A 20,049-nucleotide genomic window follows, 5' to 3' on the forward strand; every position below is an offset into this window, starting at 1 on the left:
GCAAGAAGCAAGCGAATTTTCTGCAGTCCTTGCGCCCTGTTCCGGACTGGTGCGTACCGTGTCCCGCGGATCCGCTAAAAATGGATTTGTAAATAATTAATTATTTACCTATATTTTTGCAGGATCAAACCCGCGGAATGGCACCTGTTGGCCCTGGTCATCCTTTCTCGGGTCGCACAGGGCATTTTTTTTATCCGGCCCGGCCGGTTCATTTGTTTCGGCAATTGCTGCTTCTTGACGCTACCTTGTAGTGAATGAGCGCTGCCGGTGCGCGACGGCCGCGCTATAGGGGAGCGAGAAGCCGGGTGGGACCGAGAGGGTGCCGGAGTGGCACCAGCCGGGTGGGCCCGAGAAACAGGTGTGGGGTGGAGGGAGAAGGGAAAAGGATGCCGACCCCGATCGGACATATGGCCGCCGGTGTCTTGCTCTTTCAGGCCGGCGGGCGTTCCTGGCGACACCAAACGCTCCTGGCGACGGCGGTGATGGTGTTCGCCCTGCTGCCGGATATTGATCTGGCCTTAGGGTTGCTCCTGGCAGGCAATGCCAACACCTGGCACCATCAGGCCACCCATTCCCTGATTTTCGTTGCGGCCGCTGGATGGTGCGGCAGCCGGATACTCAGGGAGAAGGGACGCTACGCTCCCCTCCTGATCGCCGCGGGCGTGCTCCATCTCGGCCTGGATCTCCTCGCCAAAGACACGACCGCGCCCTTCGGCGCACCGCTGTTCTGGCCTTTCTGGAGCGGTTATCTGATCTCGCCGATGCAAATTTTCTCCGATGTGCACCGTAGCGGCGAGGCGTCCTCCTTTTTACCGAGCTTGTTCAACATCCATAATCTGCATACGATCAGCATCGAACTCTTGGTGATGTTCCTCTTTTGGGGCCTGTGGTATCTCTGCAATCGACTGAGAAAGTGCTATGAACGCCTATAAGCAACCGGATCAAACCGAGACGCCCTATCTCTCTCTCGTCGTGCCGATCTACAACGAGGTCGAGAGTGTCGAGCGGCTCTGGCAGGCGATCGAGCCGGTGATGGCGGGGATCGGCAAGCCCTGGGAGGTGATCCTGGTCGATGACGGAAGCCGCGATGGCACGCGCGAGATCCTACGCCGCCTGGCCGCCGGGCATCCGCAGCTGCGGGTCATTCTTTTCCGAGCCAATTTTGGCCAGTCCGCGGCCATGGCCGCCGGCTTTGCCGCCACGCGCGGCGAAATCGTCGTTGCCATGGATGGCGACCTCCAGAACGATCCGCTCGATATCCCCAGCCTGCTCGAAAAGATGGACGAGGGCTATGATGTGGTAAGCGGCTGGCGCAAGCACCGCAAGGACAAGCTCGTCCTGCGCAAGGTGCCCTCAAAAATTGCCAACAAGCTGATCTGTTCGCTCACCGATGTCCGGCTGCACGACACCGGCTGCTCGCTCAAGGCCTTCCGTGGCGAGATGCTGCGCCGCATCGCGCTCTACGGCGAGCTGCACCGCTTCATTCCGGCCCTGATGCGCATCGAGGGGGCGGAGATTACCGAGCTGCCGGTGCGCCACCATCCGCGCCGCTTCGGCACCTCGAAGTACAATCTCAGCCGCACCTTCCGGGTGGTGATGGATCTGACCAGCATCCGCCTGCTGATGAAGTACCTGGTCAATCCTCTGGTCTTCTTTTCGGCCTTGATGTTCTTCTTTGTCGTTTGCGGCATCGTCAGCCTGGTGTCTCTGCTCTACGCGGTGCTGGTGCGCGGTTCTGCGCTGGCGGAGATGAACATCCTGCTCACCCTGACGGTGGTCTTCTGGACGGCCGCAGCGCAATTCCTTTTTTTCGGGCTGATCGGCAAGCTGATTGTCAACACCGGAACGCGCAAAACTTTTCTGCAAATCGGGCAATAAGCCGTACTTTTCAGTGCCAAACTCTTATCAGGATAGGCCTTCAATGACCATGCCAGCAAGTGGACAGAACCGGATCGAGAGCGCAGCGAGCGGGCAGCGTCCGCAGGGCACCGGGCCGGCGCTTTTTTCGGTCATCGTTCTGACCCACAACAACCGCGATGAGATCGCCGGACTGCATGAGGAAATCCTTGCCGCTCTGACCGGCCGGCCGCAGCCGCACGAGCTGATCTACGTCGATGACGGCAGCACCGACGGCACCTGGACCGAGCTGCTCCGGATCAGCCGCGCCAACCCGCAGGTCAAGGTGGCGCGGTTGCGCTCCTCCTTTGGTGAGGCTTCGGCCCTGGACGCCGGGGTGCAAATCGCCACCGGGGCGGTGCTGCTCTATTTCACCTGCCGGGTGCGCATCAAGCCCGCCGACGCGCTCGATCTGCTCAGCCTGATCGAGGCCGGGGAGGACGTGGTGATCGGCGTCCGCCATCCCCGGCGCGACTCGGGGCTCAACCGGATCGTCTCGCGCGCCTTCAATGCCCTGACCAACCGCATGACCAAACTGCATCTCCACGATGTCAACAGCGGCGTCCTCGCCCTGCGACGCGAGGTGCTCGATCATGTCCCCTACTATGGCACCCTCAACGCCTTCCTGCCGGTGCTGGCGCAGCGCCAGGGCTACCGCATCGCGGAAGGCCGGGTCGAGCAGCTGCCGGGCCACTTCGCCCAGTCGCTCTATCCAAAGAATTATCTGCGCCGTACCCTCGATCTGGTGAGTGTCCTTTTCCTCAGCAAGTATTCGAAAAAACCGCTGCATTTCCTCGGCTTTATCGGCGCCCTTTTCACCCTGACCGGCGCGGCCATCAATCTCTATCTTTTCATCTACCGTATTCTCGGCTTCGGCGGAATTGCCGGCAAGCCGATGCTGCTGTTGGGATCGATCCTCTTCATCATCGGCATCCAGATGATTTCAATCGGACTGCTCGCTGAAATGATCATCTTTACCCACGCCAAGGAGATCAAGGATTACAACATCGAGGAGATCATCAACTAACCCGTGAAGCTGATCATTCAAATTCCCTGTTTCAACGAGGCCGAGACCCTGCCGGTCACCCTGGCTGAACTGCCGCGCACGATTGCCGGGATCGACAAGATCGAGATTCTGATCATCGACGATGGCAGCAGCGACGGCACCGCGGAAGTGGCGCGCCGTTGCGGCGTTCATCATATTGTCCGCGTGACCAAGAACAAGGGGCTCGCCAATGGCTTTATGGCCGGGCTGGATGCGGCGTTGCGCCTCGGCGCCGACATCATCGTCAACACCGATGCCGATAACCAGTATAACGGCGCGGACATCGTCCAACTGGTGCAGCCGATCCTCAATGGCCAGGCCGAACTGGTGGTCGGCGACCGCCAGACCGACGACATCGTGCATTTTTCCTGGATGAAGAAGCGGCTGCAAAATCTCGGCAGCTGGGTCGTGCGCCAGGTCTCGGCCACCGAGATTCCGGATGCCACTAGCGGATTCCGCGCCCTCTCGCGCGAAGCGGCCCTGCAGATGAATGTCCTCTCGCGTTTTACCTACACCCTTGAGACCCTCATCCAGGCCGGCAAAAAGAACCTCGCGGTCAGCCATGTACCGGTGCGCACCAACTCCAAGCTGCGTGACTCGCGCCTATTCAAGGGCAACTGGAACTATATCAAACGTTCGATCGCCACCATCACGCGCATCTACACCATGTATGAGCCGCTCAAGATGTTCTCCTACATTGGCGGTGCCATTTTCGGAATCGGCTTTCTCATCGGCCTGCGTTTTCTCTATCTTTATATCACCACCGGCGGCGCCGGCCACATCCAGTCGTTGATCCTCGCCGCGGTTTTGCTGATGATCGGCTTCCAGGTCTTCATCATCGGCCTGGTAGCGGACCTGATCGGCTTCAACCGTCGCCTGATCGAGAGCGCCCTCTATCGCGTCCGCCGCCTCGAACTGACGGCAGAACAACACACCGATCAGCCAGGTGAGAAGGCGTGAGACCGCGCATCCTCTTTGTGGCGGGGCGGGAACTCTCCTACTCGCGCACGCATATCGTTTATAATGCTCTGCTCGGACAGGGTTACGAGGTGGTTGGCTGTTTCCCTCCGAACCGCTCGTTCAGGCACTATCCGCGCTTGGTCTGGCGGGCGATACGACTGGCGCGCCACTGCGACCTGGTCCTCGTTGGTTTTTACGGGCAAATCATCCTGCCCTTGATCCGGCTCTTTACGCGCAAGCCGCTGCTCTTCGACATGTATATCACCACCCTGGATACCATGGTCTACGACCGCGGCAAGGCACGACCGGGTTCGTTGCGGGCCCGGCTCTACGGTTGCAGCGACCGTCTCACCTACAAGCTGGCGGAGCGGACGGTCCTCGAGACGCAGGCGCATATCGACTGGTTCTGCGACGTTTTCAAGGTCAAGCCGGAGCGGATGCGGCGGATCTTTCTGGCGGTGGATGAGACCAAGATCTACCCGCGAGAGGCGCCGCGCGAGGAAGGACGGTTCCTCGTCCATTTCCACGGCGAGTATGCTCCCTTCCATGGCATCAAATACATCCTCCTGGCGGCCCATCTGCTTCGGGAGGAGCGCGATATCCTCTTTCAGATTGTCGGCCGGGGGATCACCTACGATGAGGATCGTGCTCTGGCCGCAGAATTGGGACTGGAAAACGTGCGCTTTTACGACACCGTCCCTTACGCCGAGCTGGCGAACATGATGGCACGGTCGGACCTCTGCCTGGGTATCTTTGGTGACAACGACCGGGTGCTGCGGGTGACGACCAACAAGGTGGTCGAGTCGATCGCCATGGCCCGCCCCCTGATTACCGCGCGCAACGAGCCCGTGCAGGAGCTGCTGACCCATGGCGAGAGCGCCTGGCTGGTCGATCGCGCCAATCCGCGGGCGCTGGCCGACGCTATTCTCCAACTCAAGGCCGATCCGGCATTGCGGGCGCGTCTCGCTGCCGGCGGTTATCGTGTTTTTCAGGAACATTGTACCATGCCGCGTCTCGGCGCCGGATTCGCGGCCCTCATCGAGGAAATGACGAACCATGAAGGTTGATTTCACCCAACTGGCCGGAAAAAAGGTTCTGATCACCGGCGGCCTCGGTTTCATTGGCAGCAATCTGGCCCATCGTCTTGTACACGAGGGCGCTGCGGTGACCATTCTCGATGCCTGCCTCGATCCTTACGGCTGGAATCCTGCCAATATCAAGGAGATCAAGGATCAGGTCCAGTTCGTCAAGGGCGATATCCGGGATTACACCCTGCTGGAGAAGCTGGTCCAGGAGAAGGACTATATTTTTCATCTTGCTGCCCAGGTCGGACGCGAGATTTCGATGGCCGATCCCTGGCTCGATGTCGATATCAATTGCAACGGCACCATCGCTCTGTGCCGGGCCGTGGCCGCGGTCCATCCCGCGGCCAGAGTGGTCTATGCCGGCAGCCGTGGCCAGATTGGCGAGCCGATCTATCTCCCGGTTGACGAGAACCACCCCGACCATCCGACTGATGTCTATGGCATTAACAAGCTTGCCGCGGAGAAATATCTCTTTCTCTACAGCAAGATCTATGGCTTTACGGCGGTCTCGCTGCGCCTCAATAACGTGTATGGGCCGCGCTGCCAAATGCAGCACGGCTATTATGGCATTCTCAACTGGTTCATACGCAATGCCATGCAGAATACACCCATCACGGTTTACGGTGACGGACAGCAGACACGGGATTATGTTTACGTCGAGGATGTGGTGGACGCCTTTGTGCGCGCCGCCCTGGTGCCGGAGACCAACCAGCAGATTTATATGATCGGCTCGGGCATCGAGACCGTGTTCCTCGATATGGTCAAGGCGGTGATCGCCGGCGTCGGCCAGGGCCGCTATGTGCACATTCCGTTTCCGCCCGAGCGCGAGAGCATCGACATCCGCAAGTTCGTGGTTTCCTGCGACAAGATGACTGCAACGACCGGCTGGCGGCCGATGGTGGAGCTGGCCGAGGGTGTAGCGCGCTGCGTGGCGTTTTACCGCGAGCGCTATGACGAGTACATCAAGAAGGGGGAGTAAGGCTGTGATGACCGAATCAGACCAGGAGCGGCTGCAGGGGCTGCAGCCGGGCGCGAAGATCGCGCTTTTTCTCAATGCCTTTCCCGCGCTCTCCGAGCGCTTCATCGTCAACGAGGTCGCGGGACTGCTCGCGCGGGGCCTGGAAGTAATCCCCTATGCGCTCAACCGACCGCAGGCAGGTTTCGAGAACCTCGAGGTGCCGGAGCTGGCCGCCAAGACGCACTATCTGCTCTCTTCCCTGCGTCCCAGTTATCTTATCAGCAGCCATCTCGGCTGCCTATTGCGCCACCCGGGACGCTACCTTAGAACGTACTTTTTTGCGCGGCGTCATCGCACCCGCGGGGTCTCGCTGCTGCGCACCTTGCTGCGGGCGGCGTGCAAGCGGGAGCTGACCAAGGTACAGCGGCAGAATGTGCTGCTCAATTTTGTTCTGATTGTGCCGGTAGCGCGGCAGATGCGCGCGGAGGGGTTCACACTCGTCCATGCCCATTTTGCCGATTCAGCCTCGACTCTGGCGCTGCTGGCGGCGATGATACTCGACCTTCCCTTCAGCTTTACGGCGCACGCCTATGATATTTTTACGCCGCAGGTGATCTTTACGGAAAAGCTCAAACGGGCCCGCTTCATCATCACCTGCACACAGTACAACCGCACCTATCTTGTAGATCAATATGGCACGGAGGTCGGCGCCAAGATTTTTGTCAATTATCATGGCCTCGATCTGGAAAAGTTGCAGCCCGGGGAGCGCTCCGAGGGTGGAACTCCGGTCCTGCTCTCGATCGGCCGCCTGGTACCTAAGAAGGGACTCGGGGTGCTCCTGCACGCCTGCCGGATCTTGCGGGACCGGGGAGTCGATTTCCAGTGCCGCATTGTTGGTGACGGGCCGGAGCGGCCGCGGCTGGAGATGTTCATACGCCTCAACCATTTGATGGACCGGGTGGAGATCACCGGTTACCAGGCGCCCAGTGCGGTCCTTGATGAATACCGCAGCGCCGCCGTTTTTGTGCTTCCCTGTGTTATCGAGGAGGACGGCAACCGCGACGGTATTCCTAATGTCCTTGCCGAGGCGATGGCGATGGAGCTGCCGGTCATCTCGACGGGGGTCTCGGGCATCCCCGAGCTGGTCGAGAAGGGGGTGAGCGGACTGCTGCTCGAGGGCTCCGAGCCCGAACTGCTGGCGCAGACGATCCTCGAGGTGCTCGAATCCCCGCAAATGGGCCGGCGTCTTGGCAAGGCGGCGCGGGCGCGGGTGGCGGCGATTTTCGACTCCCGCCGCAAGCTGGATGAACTTGCTGCCTTTTTCCGGCAGCAGCTGCTGGAGCTGGCGGCTGCGAGCGATGGAAAACGCTGACCGCATCCGCTTGATCGTTCACGGCGATGATTTCGGGCTCTCGGCGGCGGTCAACCGCGGGATCTGGCGGGCCTGGCGCGAGGGCATCCTCACTTCAGCCTCGCTTGCGGCCAACGGCGCAGCCGTGGAAGAAGCCTGTGCCCTGGCGGCGGGCTCGGAGTTGGAGCTAGGCGTGCACCTCAATTTGACCACCGGCTGGCCGCTGCGCCCGGCGGCGGCGGTGCCCAGCCTCGTCGATGGATCGGGCCGGTTTCCGGGAAAGTGGGGGATGGTGTACCGCGCCCTGGCCGGGCAGCTCGCGCCGGCCGAGCTGGCCGCTGAAACAACTGCCCAGTTCGAGCGGCTCGCCGGCCTGGGGGTGCGCTTCAGCCATATGGACAGCCATCACCATCTTCACCTTCTGCCGGCGGTGGCGGCAGTCGCCTCCACTGCAGCCAAAGAGGCCGGAATCGGCTGGGTGCGGCGGGTGCGCGGCGTGGGCGAGAGCGACTGGCAGGGCAGCGGCTTGATCGGACGGCTGCAGCAGGCGACGCTGGAGCGCTGCAGCCGGCGCTGCGAGACCGTTTATCAGGGCTTCAGAAGCGCCGATGTTTTCTTCGGTTTGTCCTGGTACCTGGACCCCGGCCGCGGCAACGCTGCGCACCGTCTGGTGCGGGCCTTGCATCCCGGCTGCAATGAATGGATGTGCCATCCGGCACATTTTTCTTCCGGTCCGGCTGCAGGAAGCGCTGCCGCCCGCCGCCAGGCCGAATGCAATCTGCTTTGCGATCCCGGTCTGCGCCGGCTTCTCGAAACGGCCGGCATCGAGCTGACGACCTTTGAACATTGAAACGGAACCACCGTCTATGAGCGAACTCGTGCAAAAGAAACTCTCTTCCCTCTCCATCTTTTTCCCGGTTTATAACGACTGGGGTACCATTACCACCATGGCCGCCCAGGCCATCATCACGGCCGAAAAGATCACGAATGACTATGAAGTTATTCTCGTGGATGATGGCAGTGAGGAAAAGACTCAGGAGATCCTTGACTTCCTCGAGAGCCATTTTCCGCAAATCCGCGTCATCCATCACGAGCAGAACCGCGGCTACGGCGGCGCCCTGCGCACCGGCTTCCGCGAGGCGCGCAAGGAGTTCGTCTTTTATACCGACGGCGATGCCCAGTACGACGTACGCCAGCTGCTGCTTCTAGCCGAAGGGATGAACGAGAACATCGACGTGGTCAATGGCTTCAAGATCAAGCGCCACGATCCCTATTACCGCGTACTGCTCGGCAAGATCTATCAGTACACTTCCAAGTTCCTCTTCTCGCTGCCGATCGAGGATGTGGACTGCGATTTCCGTCTAATGCGCCGCAGCATTTTCGACCGCTTCGAGCTGAACTCGAACAGTGGCACGATTTGCGTCGAGATGATTCACAAGATGAGCCGTAGCGGCTGCCGTTTCGCCGAGGTGGGAGTCAACCACTTTTTCCGCGCGAGCGGCAAGTCGCAGTTCTTCAATTTCGTACGCCTCTATCATGTGGCGCGTGACTATTCCAGACTCTGGTACCGCCTGGTGGTGCGCAAGGAGGGCCTCCATGCCCAAGCGTGAGCAACTGCCGCCGAAATTCCGCGGCAAACGGTGCCTGATTACCGGCGGTCTGGGCTTCATCGGCAGCAATCTCGCCTATCGGCTGGTCGAATATGGCGCCGAGGTGCTGATCGTCGATTCCCTCATCCCCCAGTATGGCGGCAATCTCTTCAACATCCAGGGCCTCGAGAAGAAGGTGCGGATCAATATCGCGGACATTCGCGATCAGCACGGAATGAACCATCTGGTCAAGGAACAGGATTTTATCTTTAATCTTGCGGGCCAGGTGAGCCATATCGACAGCATGGAGGACCCCTTCACCGACCTCGATATCAACTGCCGTTCGCAGCTTTCGATTCTCGAAGCCTGCCGCCACAACAATCCCGAGGTCAAGATCGTCTTCGCCGGGACGCGGCAGCAGTATGGCAAGCCCGACTATCTGCCGGTCGACGAAAAACACGCTGTGCATCCAACCGACGTCAACGGCATCAACAAAATGGCCGGCGAGTGGTATCATATCCTCTATAATAACGTCTATGGCATCCGCGCCACCTCGTTGCGCCTCACCAACACCTACGGGCCGCGCCAGCTGATGAAACACGGCCGGCAGGGCTTCGTCAGCGTCTTCATCCGGCAGGCGATCGACGGACAGAAGATCCGCATCTTCGGCGATGGCAAACAGATCCGCGATTTCAATTTCGTCGACGATGTGGTCGACGCCTTTTGCCTGGCGGCTGCTTTCGACGACTGCAACGGCAATATCTACAACCTCGGCGGCGACGAGCCGATGATGCTCGAGGACTTTGTCAAACTGCTGCTGGAGATCGCCGGCGGCGGTGCATACGAGATCGTCCCCTTCCCCGAGGAAAAAAAACGGATCGACATTGGTGATTTTTACGCCGATTACCGCAAGATCCGAGCGGTTCTGGGCTGGCACTACCGCACCTCCATGAGGGAGGGGCTCGCTCAAACCGTGGCCTATTACCGGAAACACCGGGAGCATTACTGGGGGTAGTAACGCACACAGCAGCGCGGGGGCGGGAGAGGTAACGGGATGGATACTATACGGGACCAAAACAAACTGGACAGTCTGGCCCGGATCCAGTCGCGGCTGCGCGCACGCTGGTTCTTCGGGGTCCTGTTCATCCTTTTTGCCCTCTTCATTCTGCTCCATTTCAACCATTTTCTCGTGCCCGAGAGCGATTTCTTCGACTATGCCGAGAAGGCGGTCCAGCTGCGTCACCTCGAATGGCCCGACAACTTTAAACGTCCGCCGCTGACCTCGCTGTCCATCGCTTTCATCTCGCTGCTGATCCCGGGCAAGTATGCCGAACTCTATGCAGCCGAACTCATTTCGGCGGTTAGCGCCCTTTTTTCACTCTGGTTCCTCTGGCGAATTGCACGTTTTTTGATCCCCTCCGCTGCGCCCTGGGTGGTCTGGCTCTGGGCGCTGCATGCATCGACCCTGAAACTGGCGATCAAGCCCAAGGGGGAGTTCCTTTTCACCTGTCTGCTGCTCTTGGCCTTTGTTCGTTTCCTGAGCCGGGACTGGCGCGCTTATGGCGCCGGCTTGCTCTCCTCGATGGTCCGTTTCGAGGGGGCGATGGGGATCGGGGCCTTTGGCCTGGCCGATCTGATTTACAGCCGGCGGCGGATCCGGACCCTGGCGCTCACCGTCCTTTCGGGATCGTTTCTGGTTGCCTGGGGCTTGCTTTCGAGCGGCGGCGAGGGTGGCGGCAGCAGCTATGCCGATTATTTCACTCACTGGCAGCCAAACTGGAGCTTTTTCCCTGCATTCTGGGCGGAATGGCTCGGCTTCATCCCGCTCGGCTTGTACCGATTTGCGGCGGTTGTGGCGGCGCTGCTCGTTGCGGCCGGCGTCTACGAGTTGCGGCGGCGCGATCCGCGGGCGACCCTGGCGCTTCTCGTCTATCTCGCCGGTTTTGCTGCGCTGCATGTCATTTGGCCCTTCCCCGGCGCCGATTATCTGGTCATGGGCGCCTGGGTGCCCTTGATCTTCCTCGCCGCCGGCGTACTCGCTGCGAGTCGGGTGGGGCGCAGGCTGGCGCAACAACACGGTTTGGCGCTGTCCGGTCCGGCGCGATCGGGGATTGTGCTGACGCTGGCGGCTGTCGTCGCGGTGCTGACACTCCTGCTGGTGCTGCGGACCCGCTTTCCTTTCCCGCAGTATCAGCCGCCGATGGGCTGGGTCGCCCTCGCGCTCGTGCCCTTGGCCATCTATTACGCGCCGCCGCAGCGCTCCGCTGTGGCGGCGGCCCGCTTCCTCGCGGTGCTGACTCTGGCGCTCTTTCTCGGCTTTCGTCTCTTTTCGGTCGCAAGGGCGGGGCTATTCGACGTTTACTACACCAAAGCCGAATTTCGCCTCATCGGCGAATGGTTCGAGCAAAATTATCAAAACGGCGACCGGCTGCTGGTCTCCCAGCCCAACATTGTCGCCTATTATACCGGCCTTGACACCCGGCGTGATTTTGTCAAGCTCTCCGACGCACCCAATCTCCCGCCCGCGGAACTCCACGCCTGGATGCGCTCCCAGGGCATCACTCATGCCGCCTGGATGAGTTACAGCGAAAAGGCCGCGAAGAAAGGGGCCTGGCATCAGTGGACGGTCAAAAACCGCGGCTTGACCACCCTCGACTTTCTGGGCGAGGAGGGTAAAAGCCCCGGGTTTGTCCTCATAAAAAGTCTGGCGGCGGGGCCGCGGCGCGCCACCATCTATGGCGTTCTGAACGAATATAAATAACGGATTGCACCCATGCAGGTACCTTTTGGCGATTTGACTCGACACTACGCCGCCATCAAGGAAGAGATCGATGCCGCGGTCGGCCGTGTGCTCAGTAGCGGCTGGTTCGTCCTCGGACATGAAGTTCAGGCCTTCGAGGAGGCCTTCGCCCGCTACCTCGGCGTCCGGCACGCTATCGGCGTCGGCTCGGGCACCGAAGCCTTGCACCTGGCCCTGGTTGCCAGCGGCGTGAAATCCGGCGACGAGGTCATCACCGTGCCCAATACTGCGGTGCCGACCCTCTCGGCGATCTCCTTCGCCCAGGCGGTCCCGGTGATGGTCGATATCGATCCCGATTCCTTCTGTATCGACGCCGACCGCCTCGAGGAAAAAATCACCCCGCGTACGCGCGCGATCATCCCCGTCCATCTCTACGGCAACGCCTGCCGCATCGAGGCCGTGATGGCCTGCGCCCGCCGCCACAACCTTGCCGTCATCGAAGATGCCTGCCAGGCCCACGGCGCGACGTGCAACGGCAAGGCAGCAGGCACCTTCGGCGACTACGGCTGCTTCAGCTTTTATCCCAGCAAGAATCTCGGCGCCTTTGGCGACGGCGGCATGGTCGTCACCGATGACGACGACCGGGCGCAGCAAATCGTCCTCCTCCGCAACTATGGCCAGATCGAGCGCTATTATCACGAGATCAAGGGCTTCAATAGCCGCCTCGACGAGATGCAGGCGGCGATTCTGCACGCCCAGCTGCCCCATCTCGATGCCTGGAACCGTCGCCGCCGCGACATCGCCGCCCTCTACGGCCGGGCCATCACCAATCCCGGCATCACTCTGCCGCGCCAGCAAGAGGGGAGCGGACACGTCTTCCATCTCTATGTCGTGCGCTGCGGTCGGCGCGACGCGCTGCGCCGCCATCTGGCCGATCATGGCATTGGGACCCAAATTCACTACCCGGTCCCCTGCCACCTGCAGAACGCCTACCGGGATCTGGGGCTCGGCCCCGGCACCTGCCCGATCGCGGAACAGTACGCTGGGGAGGTGCTCTCCCTGCCGATCTATCCGGAGATGCGCGACGAGGAGGTGCTCCATGTCGCCGGGGTCATCAACCAGTTCGAGGGATGATGAGGACCTTCCTGGAAACCCTCCACAGTAAAACGGGCGCTGCCGTCCGCGGGCTGGCACAGCAGCCCACGCTGCTGATGCTACTGACTCTGGCCGCTGGGGCCCTCTTGCGCCTGCTGTTGATGCAGGTGCGCTGGATCAATCCGGATGAGGGAGCGCATCTGCTCGACGGCCGGCTGGTCTGGCAGGGGCTGCAGCCGGTGATCGATTATGGCTCGCGCCAGCCCCTCTATGCCTATCTGCTCGCCCTCTTCATCAAGCTTGGCGGCGCCACCCTGAACGCGGGGCGCCTTCTGCCCCTGCTTGCCTCGCTCGGCAGCGGCTGGCTGATCTACCGCATCGGGACGCGCCTGTATGATCCTCTGCGCGGCTGGCTTGCTGCGGCCGTCTACCTCTTTCTGCCGGGCGTCCTGATCTGGTCGACGGTGGTCAAGACCGAGATGCCGGCGGTGTTTCTCTGCCTGCTCAGCGCCTGGTTCCTCTTACGCGCTCTGCACGAGAGCGGCCTCTGGAGTTTTTACCTGCTCAGCGGCATCGCGGCGGCCCTGGCCTGGTATGTGCGCCAGTCCACCCTCTATCTGCCCCTGGCGGCGGCCCTCTTTCTGCTCTTCGCTACGGGTTCTGATTTTCAAGGCCGCTGGCGCGCCCTGGGCCTCTTCGTTGCGGGGTATGTCGGGACCTGCCTGCTCGCCGCTCTCTATTACTGGGGTCCGCTGAGCGGAAGGGAGCTGCTCTTTTCGCAGATCAATCCCCTCAATCTAGTCTGGAACCGCCTTGCCCATACCCTGGGCATCCTGCCGGCGCAGCAGCGGGTAGTCGACAGCGAGGGATTCCGCATCCTCGATCAGGATCCTGCGTATACCCTGGCCGCCTGGCGGGACTCGATCCTCTTCTCGCTTTTCATCATCGCCGCCGCCCTGGGCAGCCTGCGCCGGCCAGGCGGTGCAGCCGCCGGGCGTACGACCGCCGGCGAAGAGCGGTTCCGGAGGTTCATCGGACTCTGGCTGGTGATCCTGGTGCTGGCTTACGCGTTTCAATCCGTTTCGCGCGGCTTTTACACCCAATATTTCCTGGAAGCTCTGCCGGCTCTACTGCTGCTCGGTATCAGGGCGCTGCCTGCGGTTCGGCCGGCCGGCTGGATCACCCGTTTTGCCCTGCTCGGGTTACTCTACGGTGTCCTTTTCGCCTGTTTCCGCCTTGCCTGGAGGCTGCCGCTCCACTGGCTGGCGGTCGTGGGACTGGGTTTGCTCTTCGCCGGCGTGGTGCTGGGTTTGGAAGCCCGCCACCGGCGGCGGCCGCTGCGCTTCGGCGCCCTTCTGTTTGCTGCGGCCTTTTTTATCAGCGCGGCCTGGTCCGGCCGGCTGATTACCCCGCGCTATGAATGCGTCTGGCCGCCGTACACCCTGGATGAAGTGGTCCATCTGCTCTGCCACGAAGGCAAGCCGGCAGACCAAGTGCTCAGCGGCGGGATGGTATGGACCTACGCCGCGGGAATGCAGCCCTACGAAATGGTCTCGCACCCGACGATCTATTATATGAAATACGATGCCGGATTCGAGGCCCGTTTCACGGCCCACCCCCCGGCCTTCATCGTCCTAGATGGGTATACCGAAAAGAAATTCTACCGCTACTGGGATTTTATTCAGGACGCTCTCACCCGGGAGTACTACCGGGTCGGTGCAGTCGGCGGCACGAAGCACGCGGTCGAGGTCTGGCGCCTCCAGGAGGAACCGGCCGCCGCCGAGCCCGGACAGGCGGCCCTGGAACCGGCATGGCTAAGCGGCGCGGCCGACCGGCGGGAGACCGCACCAGACCGGCAAGTGGAAGGGGGGCGGATATGAAGATCGCCATCATGGGCATCCGCGGCATCCCGGCCAACTATGGCGGCTTCGAGACCTTTATCGAGCAGATGGCGCCGCGGCTTGCCGCCCGCGGCCATGAGGTCACGGTCTACGGGCGCAGCAACATCATCGACTATCACGAGCCCTGGTACAAGGGGGTGCGCATCCGCATCCTGCCGACGATCAGCCACAAGTACCTGGATACGGTCGTCCATACTCTGGTCTGCACCCTTGTCAGCTTTTTCAAACGCTATGATATGGTCTTCATCTGCAACAGCGCCAACGCCGCCTTTTGCATCCTGCCGCGGCTGATGGGCAAGCCCGTCGTGCTCAACGTTGACGGCCTCGAGTGGAAACGGCAGAAATGGAACTGGGCCGGCAAGGCCTTCTACCGTATCTCCGAATTTCTCGCCACCTTCACCGCCACCGCCCTGGTCTCCGACGCGCGCGAGGTGCAAAATTACTATCTTGAAAAATTTGCGAAACCATCGACCTATATCCCGTACGGCGCTCCGGAAACCCCCTGCGAGACCACCATCATCCTGGACCAACTCGGGCTCAAACCGCGCGAGTATGTGCTCTATGTCAGCCGTATGGAGCCGGAGAACAATGCCCACCGCGTGGTTGAAGCCTTTGAGAAGGTGACGACGGCCAAAAAGCTGGTCATGGTCGGCGACGCGCCCTACAGCAGTGCGTACATCGCGCAGCTGCGCGCCACGCAGGATCCGCGCATCCTCTTCACCGGATATGTCTTTGGCCAGGGCTACCGCGAGCTGCAGTCGCACGCCTATTGTTATATCCAGGCCACCGAGGTGGGAGGGACCCATCCGGCTCTGCTCGAGGGGATGGGCTTCGGCAACTGCATTCTCGCCAACGACGTGCCCGAGCACCGGGAGGTGCTGGCGCAGGCGGGCTGTTACTTCACCACCCGCGAGCGGGATTCCCTGCGCGCGCAGCTGCAGCACCTGCTCGACAACCCCCTCGAGGTCGCGCGCTATCGCGAGGTCGTCCGGCAGAGGGTGCATGCGCGTTATTCATGGGACAAGGTGACCGCTGATTACGAGGCGCTTTTCACCCGGGTGGCCGGGCGGGTGCGCCCATGAGGCGGCTGAACGGAAAAAAGATCCGCGAGGAGTATGGCGCAATCGGGTTGATCGTCCTGCTGGGTCTCATCCTCCGGGCCATCGGACTGGGCTTTGGCGATCCCTTCCGCTACCATCCGGACGAGATGAAGCTTGTCTACCATGCCGGCAATCTGCTCGACTATACCCACTGGTCGAAGGAGACCTTTTTTCTGCTCAAGGGGTATCCGCCTCTCTATGCCTTTGTTCTCGCCGCGGCCTTCGGGATTTATATTCTCGGCTTGATGGCGAGCGGCAGCGCCACCTCTCTGGTCGCCGTCAAGGTCTATTATTATCTTCATCCCTTCCATTTTCATATGGTCGGGCGCTGGCTTTCCGTGCTGGCTGGGACAGCGACCATCATTGTCGTGTATGCGGCTGGCAAACGGCTCTACAGCCGCCGCACCGGCCTCTGGGCGGCCGCGTTCTGGGCGGTGACCTTCTTGCCGGTCAAGAATGCCCATTTTGGCACCGTGGATATTCTCCTGACCCTGCTGACCACCCTGTCGTTCTATTACAGCATCCGCATTCTTCATGAGGGGCGGCTGCGCGACTATCTGGGCGCGGCGATTTTCGCCAGCCTTGCGGTGGCGACCAAGTACAACGCCGGCCTGATCATCCTGCTTATCCTTGCTGCGCATGGTCTCGGGGCCAACCGTCGGCCGCGGCTGGCGCAGACCGGAATGACGGAGGCAGAATCCGGCCGGGCTTCCAGCGGAGCGGGATCCGACTGGCTCGGGGTGTGGCTCGACCGCCGGATCTGGCTAGCGGCCGCGGCGGCGCTCGTCACCTTCCTGGTCGCCTGTCCCCTACCGCTCGTTGATTTCCATCGCTTCTGGCAAAGCCTCGTCGGCACCGCCGAGTTCGAGCAGACCGGCAAGCTCGGTTCCGGAGGCACCTTTTTTTCCTATTTCACCGGCGCCCACTCGCCGGGTTACGGTTTCTTTTATGACAATACCTTCGCGGCCAGCCTCGGTTGGGGGCTGACCCTGCTCGGCGTCGCCGGCATGCTTTGGATGATCTGGCGGCGCCGCCGTGAGGATTTGCTCATCCTCATCTTCCCGGTCGCCCTCTATGCGGTGATCGGCCAGATGAACTACAAGGCGATGCGCCACTTGCTGCCTTTGGTGCCATTTTTGCTACTGATTGCCGCGGAACTGCTGTCCTGCATCGCCGCCCGGCCAAGTGGTAAACGCAACAGACTGATAATAAACAGTGTTATCATCGGTCTTGCCGTCTTGCCCCAATTCGTGAAAACCCTGCGCTACGATCTTGCATTGTATCAGGTGGATACAAGAACTCGCATGAAGGACGTGATCGAGGCGTCCGTGCCGGCGGGCAGCCGCATCGGCATGGAGGAATTCACGCCGCCGCTGTTGAGCGCCAGGGATCTGAATCTGGAAATCATCCGGCGTTCGCCGGACTACCGCCGCATCTATGAGGTTTATGGCCTGGTGCCCAAGATGTTTGCGCACGGGATGCAGCGGACCAGCGAACACGATGCACAGGCGTATGTTATCCGGGAGGGGATCGAATACATCGTCCTGGACAGCTTCACCCGGGCGCGCTATGAGTGGCCGCTCTCGCGCCAGCGCTATCCTGACCGGGTTGAGCAGCGTGAGCGGTTTTATGGATGGGTGCGGGATCACTGCGAGCTCCTGCAGCGGATCGAGCCCGAGAACCAGCTGCAGATCAGCCCGGTCATCGAATTGTACCGGGTCAAAGTGGAGAAGCCGGAATCTTGAATGCTGTACCGGAAAAGAGGAACCCTCCTAGGGCCGAAAGTCGGCTGGTCTGGGGTCTGGCCCTGGGCGGGCTGATACTGCGGGTGATCTTTGTCCTGCTGACGCAGAACATCGGCGGAGTGGCGTCGCTTGATGCCAGCACCTATCATCACATCGCCTGCAACCTGCTCGCAGGGGCTGGCTTCAGCGAGGACGGCACCCATCCCTCGCTCTTTGTGGCTCCGCTTTATCCCTTTTTCATGGCTGCGGTATATGGCCTGGCCGGGGTGCATCCCGTCGTGGTCGAGCTGCTGCAGTGCCTCTTCGGGACGGCGACTGCGCTGGTGGTTTGGCAGCTGACCCGGTCGTATGGCGGCCGGCTGCCGGCGCTGATTGCCCTGGTGCTGACTCTCTTCATCCCGGAGCTGTTTGTGCTCACGACCTATATGTACACCGAAACGATCTTTATTCTGCTGTTTGTGCTCAGCATCTGGCTGGCTCTGCGCGCTCTGCGCCGGCCGGTGCCGGGACGTCTGGCGTTGGCGGGATTGGCGGGCGGTCTGGCGACGTTGACCCGTGGCGTGACCATGCTGCTGCCGCTCCTTTTTTTCGCGGCGCTGTTGCTGCACCGCGAGGGGTTGGCCGCGCTGCGCCAGGCCCTGCTATTCGCGCTCTTTTTCGCCCTGCCGATTCTACCGTGGACGTTCCGCAATTATCAGACCTTTCATGCGGTTGTGCCAGTGGCGGTGGGTTCCGGCGATGTGCTCTGGACCGGTAACTATCTGCCCCTGGACGGCAAGTACAGTTATGACAAGACCATGGCGATTATGGATAGCATGACGGCCGGCCTGAATCAGGTCGAGCGCGATCGCCGCTTGACCCGGGCCGCGCTTGACAACATCAAGGCGGCGCCCCTGGCCAGCGCCGGCCTCATGGTCCGTAAATTCTTCCGTTTCTGGCTCTGGGTCTATGAGGGAGCGCCGACTGGGATGCAGCGCCAGGGCGGCGGTCTGGTGCAGGTGGTCCTCGCCGTAAGTTATTATCCGGTTCTGCTCCTCTTTGGCGTCGGCCTCTGGTTGACCCGGTCGCGTTGGCGCGAGTTTTTCTTCATCTATCTCCTTCTGGCGTATTATGTCGCCGCCCACGTCGCTTTGCTGGTGGTGCCGCGCTACCGGTTTCCGATCCTGCCGCTGATGATCTTCTTTGCCAGCCTGGCCCTGGCGGAGGCCTGGGGGCGCTGGAAGCGATGGCGGGCGGCCTGAGGCGAGCACGCGGATGCAAAAGATCTTTAAATATATCCTCATCGTTTTCGTTTTCTGCGCGACGGTGGCGCAGGGCATCACGTTCGAGAGCATTCAGGACATCGTTTTTGGCGCGGACATCATTCTGGTGATGGATCTGCCGCTGCTGCTGCTCTATTTTTTCGGGCGCAAGCGGCTCGCCCCGTCGCCCCTGGCCAAGGTCTCGATGGTACTCACCTACGCCTTTTTTGCCTGGTCGGCGATCGGGCTCTTTTTCGCGCCCAACCTGCCCCTGCTCAACCAGGAGCTGGTGATGAATATCCGGACGCTGCTGATCTTTCTGGCGCTGATTAATTTCGTCAACTCCAAGCAGGATGTGCAGTATCTCTTTCTCGGTTTTGCCCTGGGTCTTTTTTTTCAGGGTTTTGTGGCGATCCACCAATGGCTGCGCGGACCGGTCGGCCTTGCCTTCCTCGGCGAGCAGCCCGGCGACTGGCAAGCGCGCGGCACCTTTGTCCATCCCAGCGTGGCGGGACTCTATTTTTCGCTGATGTCCATCTTTGTCTTTCGCATGGCGGTTTATCTCCGGCCCAGGTTTCACCCGCTTTATGTGATCGCCTTTTTCTTTGGCGTGATTGCGCTCTATGCGACCTTTAACCGGGCCAATTGGCTGGGTTTCGCCGGCGCGATGGTCATCATGTTCGCTTTCGATTTTTTTCGCGGCAAGGCCCTGACCCGCAAAGCGCGCGGGCTGCTGGCGTTGATGGCGGTGGTGGCGGTAATCGGCACCATACGCTACGGCACCACCATCGTTGAGCGCTTCAGCGACTCGGAGGAGTCGATGTTGAGCGACCGCTCCTCGAGCCGCAAGAGCCTGGCCCTGGATGCCATCCGCATCATCAAGGATCATCCCTTCACCGGGGTGGGCCTCAACAACTATAAGGAATATGTCAATAAGGAGACGGCGGGCCTGCAGATCGTCCACTGCACCTATCTGCTGGTCACGGCGGAACTGGGCTTTCCCGGCGGCCTGCTGTTCGTCGCTCTGCTCTTTTCGTTCATTTACGTCGGCTTTAAAACGCGGAGCACCAAGGACCCCTTTATCTATCATGTCGCCTCCGCAGGGCTGACAGCGGTGATCGCTTTCGCCATTGCGATGCTGCCCTCGCCCGATTATCGCAATCTGTATGTCAAGATCCACATCTGGATCGCCTTTGCGGTGGTTTTGATTGCGGCCAAAATGGATTACAACCTGCGCCGGATGCTCGCCGATCCGCGCATCCGGGCGCAGCTGGCTGCACGCAAGAAAGCTCTGATGGAGCAGCAGGCTGCACAACGGCTGAGCCAGGGTTACGGCGCCTGAG

At 61.0% G+C, this 20,049-nt stretch carries 17 protein-coding genes; all 17 read left to right on the forward strand.

Annotation, left to right across the window (positions count from 1 at the left end; genetic code table 11):
* The first annotated feature begins 386 nt into the window (after window positions 1-386).
* From PLH32_06560 to PLH32_06640, 17 genes are read left to right on the forward strand one after another with little or no spacing between them, the layout of a single operon-like run.
* Window positions 387-932 (forward strand): metal-dependent hydrolase, encoded by a 546-nt coding sequence (locus tag PLH32_06560; GenBank protein ID HQJ64257.1) that lies wholly within the window; start codon window positions 387-389, stop codon window positions 930-932.
* Window positions 919-1,878: a glycosyltransferase family 2 protein gene (locus PLH32_06565; GenBank protein HQJ64258.1), complete on the forward strand. Its 960-nt coding sequence runs from the start codon at window positions 919-921 to the stop codon at window positions 1,876-1,878. The genes PLH32_06560 and PLH32_06565 overlap by 14 nt, the downstream gene beginning before the upstream one ends.
* A 43-nt stretch (window positions 1,879-1,921) precedes the next feature.
* Window positions 1,922-2,923: a glycosyltransferase gene (locus tag PLH32_06570; GenBank protein HQJ64259.1), complete on the forward strand. Its 1,002-nt coding sequence runs from the start codon at window positions 1,922-1,924 to the stop codon at window positions 2,921-2,923.
* Between the two features lie 3 nt (window positions 2,924-2,926).
* Window positions 2,927-3,901: a glycosyltransferase family 2 protein gene (locus PLH32_06575; GenBank protein ID HQJ64260.1), complete on the forward strand. Its 975-nt coding sequence runs from the start codon at window positions 2,927-2,929 to the stop codon at window positions 3,899-3,901.
* The gene (locus PLH32_06580; GenBank protein HQJ64261.1) at window positions 3,898-4,968 is read left to right on the forward strand and encodes a glycosyltransferase; all 1,071 of its coding nucleotides are present in this window, start codon (window positions 3,898-3,900) and stop codon (window positions 4,966-4,968) included. The genes PLH32_06575 and PLH32_06580 overlap by 4 nt, the downstream gene beginning before the upstream one ends.
* The gene (locus PLH32_06585; protein ID HQJ64262.1) at window positions 4,958-5,965 is read left to right on the forward strand and encodes an SDR family NAD(P)-dependent oxidoreductase; all 1,008 of its coding nucleotides are present in this window, start codon (window positions 4,958-4,960) and stop codon (window positions 5,963-5,965) included. The genes PLH32_06580 and PLH32_06585 overlap by 11 nt, the downstream gene beginning before the upstream one ends.
* 7 nt (window positions 5,966-5,972) lie before the next feature.
* The gene (locus PLH32_06590) at window positions 5,973-7,316 is read left to right on the forward strand and encodes a glycosyltransferase family 4 protein (GenBank protein ID HQJ64263.1); all 1,344 of its coding nucleotides are present in this window, start codon (window positions 5,973-5,975) and stop codon (window positions 7,314-7,316) included.
* Window positions 7,303-8,145 (forward strand): ChbG/HpnK family deacetylase, encoded by an 843-nt coding sequence (locus PLH32_06595; protein HQJ64264.1) that lies wholly within the window; start codon window positions 7,303-7,305, stop codon window positions 8,143-8,145. The genes PLH32_06590 and PLH32_06595 overlap by 14 nt, the downstream gene beginning before the upstream one ends.
* Before the next feature lie 16 nt (window positions 8,146-8,161).
* Entirely contained in the window at window positions 8,162-8,905 is a 744-nt protein-coding gene (locus PLH32_06600) for a glycosyltransferase family 2 protein (protein HQJ64265.1), read from the forward strand.
* On the forward strand, window positions 8,892-9,899 hold the full coding sequence (locus PLH32_06605; protein HQJ64266.1) for an NAD-dependent epimerase/dehydratase family protein: 1,008 nt from the start codon (window positions 8,892-8,894) through the stop codon (window positions 9,897-9,899). Before PLH32_06600 ends, PLH32_06605 begins: the two co-directional genes overlap by 14 nt.
* A 39-nt stretch (window positions 9,900-9,938) precedes the next feature.
* Window positions 9,939-11,645, forward strand: coding sequence for a hypothetical protein (locus PLH32_06610; protein ID HQJ64267.1), 1,707 nt, complete (start codon window positions 9,939-9,941; stop codon window positions 11,643-11,645).
* Between the two features lie 12 nt (window positions 11,646-11,657).
* Window positions 11,658-12,758 carry a DegT/DnrJ/EryC1/StrS family aminotransferase gene (locus PLH32_06615; GenBank protein HQJ64268.1) on the forward strand — a complete coding sequence of 367 codons (1,101 nt, stop codon included), beginning with the start codon at window positions 11,658-11,660 and terminating at the stop codon, window positions 12,756-12,758.
* Window positions 12,758-14,599 (forward strand): glycosyltransferase family 39 protein, encoded by a 1,842-nt coding sequence (locus tag PLH32_06620; protein ID HQJ64269.1) that lies wholly within the window; start codon window positions 12,758-12,760, stop codon window positions 14,597-14,599. Before PLH32_06615 ends, PLH32_06620 begins: the two co-directional genes overlap by 1 nt.
* A complete protein-coding gene (locus tag PLH32_06625; protein HQJ64270.1) occupies window positions 14,596-15,702 on the forward strand; it encodes a DUF1972 domain-containing protein in 1,107 nt (368 codons plus the stop codon). Before PLH32_06620 ends, PLH32_06625 begins: the two co-directional genes overlap by 4 nt.
* Entirely contained in the window at window positions 15,699-17,465 is a 1,767-nt protein-coding gene (locus PLH32_06630) for a glycosyltransferase family 39 protein (protein HQJ64271.1), read from the forward strand. Before PLH32_06625 ends, PLH32_06630 begins: the two co-directional genes overlap by 4 nt.
* Complete coding sequence (locus PLH32_06635; GenBank protein ID HQJ64272.1) at window positions 17,462-18,706, forward strand: glycosyltransferase family 39 protein; 1,245 nt, start codon at window positions 17,462-17,464, stop codon at window positions 18,704-18,706. The genes PLH32_06630 and PLH32_06635 overlap by 4 nt, the downstream gene beginning before the upstream one ends.
* 13 nt (window positions 18,707-18,719) lie before the next feature.
* Window positions 18,720-20,048: an O-antigen ligase family protein gene (locus PLH32_06640; GenBank protein HQJ64273.1), complete on the forward strand. Its 1,329-nt coding sequence runs from the start codon at window positions 18,720-18,722 to the stop codon at window positions 20,046-20,048.
* Window position 20,049: the final 1 nt, after the last annotated feature.

The organism is bacterium (genome assembly GCA_035419245.1).
In the GTDB taxonomy this organism is placed as follows: Bacteria; Zhuqueibacterota; Zhuqueibacteria; order Residuimicrobiales; family Residuimicrobiaceae; genus JAKPUX01.

Excerpts from the sequence above, each read along its gene's own strand:
- PLH32_06560 (HQJ64257.1), top strand. The coding sequence starts at position 387 with ATGCCGACCCCGATCGGACATATGGCCGCCGGTGTCTTGCTCTTTCAG.
- PLH32_06565 (HQJ64258.1), top strand. The coding sequence starts at position 919 with ATGAACGCCTATAAGCAACCGGATCAAACCGAGACGCCCTATCTCTCT.
- PLH32_06570 (HQJ64259.1), top strand. The coding sequence starts at position 1,922 with ATGACCATGCCAGCAAGTGGACAGAACCGGATCGAGAGCGCAGCGAGC.
- PLH32_06585 (HQJ64262.1), top strand. The coding sequence starts at position 4,958 with ATGAAGGTTGATTTCACCCAACTGGCCGGAAAAAAGGTTCTGATCACC.
- PLH32_06590 (HQJ64263.1), top strand. The coding sequence starts at position 5,973 with ATGACCGAATCAGACCAGGAGCGGCTGCAGGGGCTGCAGCCGGGCGCG.
- PLH32_06595 (HQJ64264.1), top strand. The coding sequence starts at position 7,303 with ATGGAAAACGCTGACCGCATCCGCTTGATCGTTCACGGCGATGATTTC.
- PLH32_06600 (HQJ64265.1), top strand. The coding sequence starts at position 8,162 with ATGAGCGAACTCGTGCAAAAGAAACTCTCTTCCCTCTCCATCTTTTTC.
- PLH32_06605 (HQJ64266.1), top strand. The coding sequence starts at position 8,892 with ATGCCCAAGCGTGAGCAACTGCCGCCGAAATTCCGCGGCAAACGGTGC.
- PLH32_06610 (HQJ64267.1), top strand. The coding sequence starts at position 9,939 with ATGGATACTATACGGGACCAAAACAAACTGGACAGTCTGGCCCGGATC.
- PLH32_06615 (HQJ64268.1), top strand. The coding sequence starts at position 11,658 with ATGCAGGTACCTTTTGGCGATTTGACTCGACACTACGCCGCCATCAAG.
- PLH32_06620 (HQJ64269.1), top strand. The coding sequence starts at position 12,758 with ATGAGGACCTTCCTGGAAACCCTCCACAGTAAAACGGGCGCTGCCGTC.
- PLH32_06625 (HQJ64270.1), top strand. The coding sequence starts at position 14,596 with ATGAAGATCGCCATCATGGGCATCCGCGGCATCCCGGCCAACTATGGC.
- PLH32_06630 (HQJ64271.1), top strand. The coding sequence starts at position 15,699 with ATGAGGCGGCTGAACGGAAAAAAGATCCGCGAGGAGTATGGCGCAATC.
- PLH32_06640 (HQJ64273.1), top strand. The coding sequence starts at position 18,720 with ATGCAAAAGATCTTTAAATATATCCTCATCGTTTTCGTTTTCTGCGCG.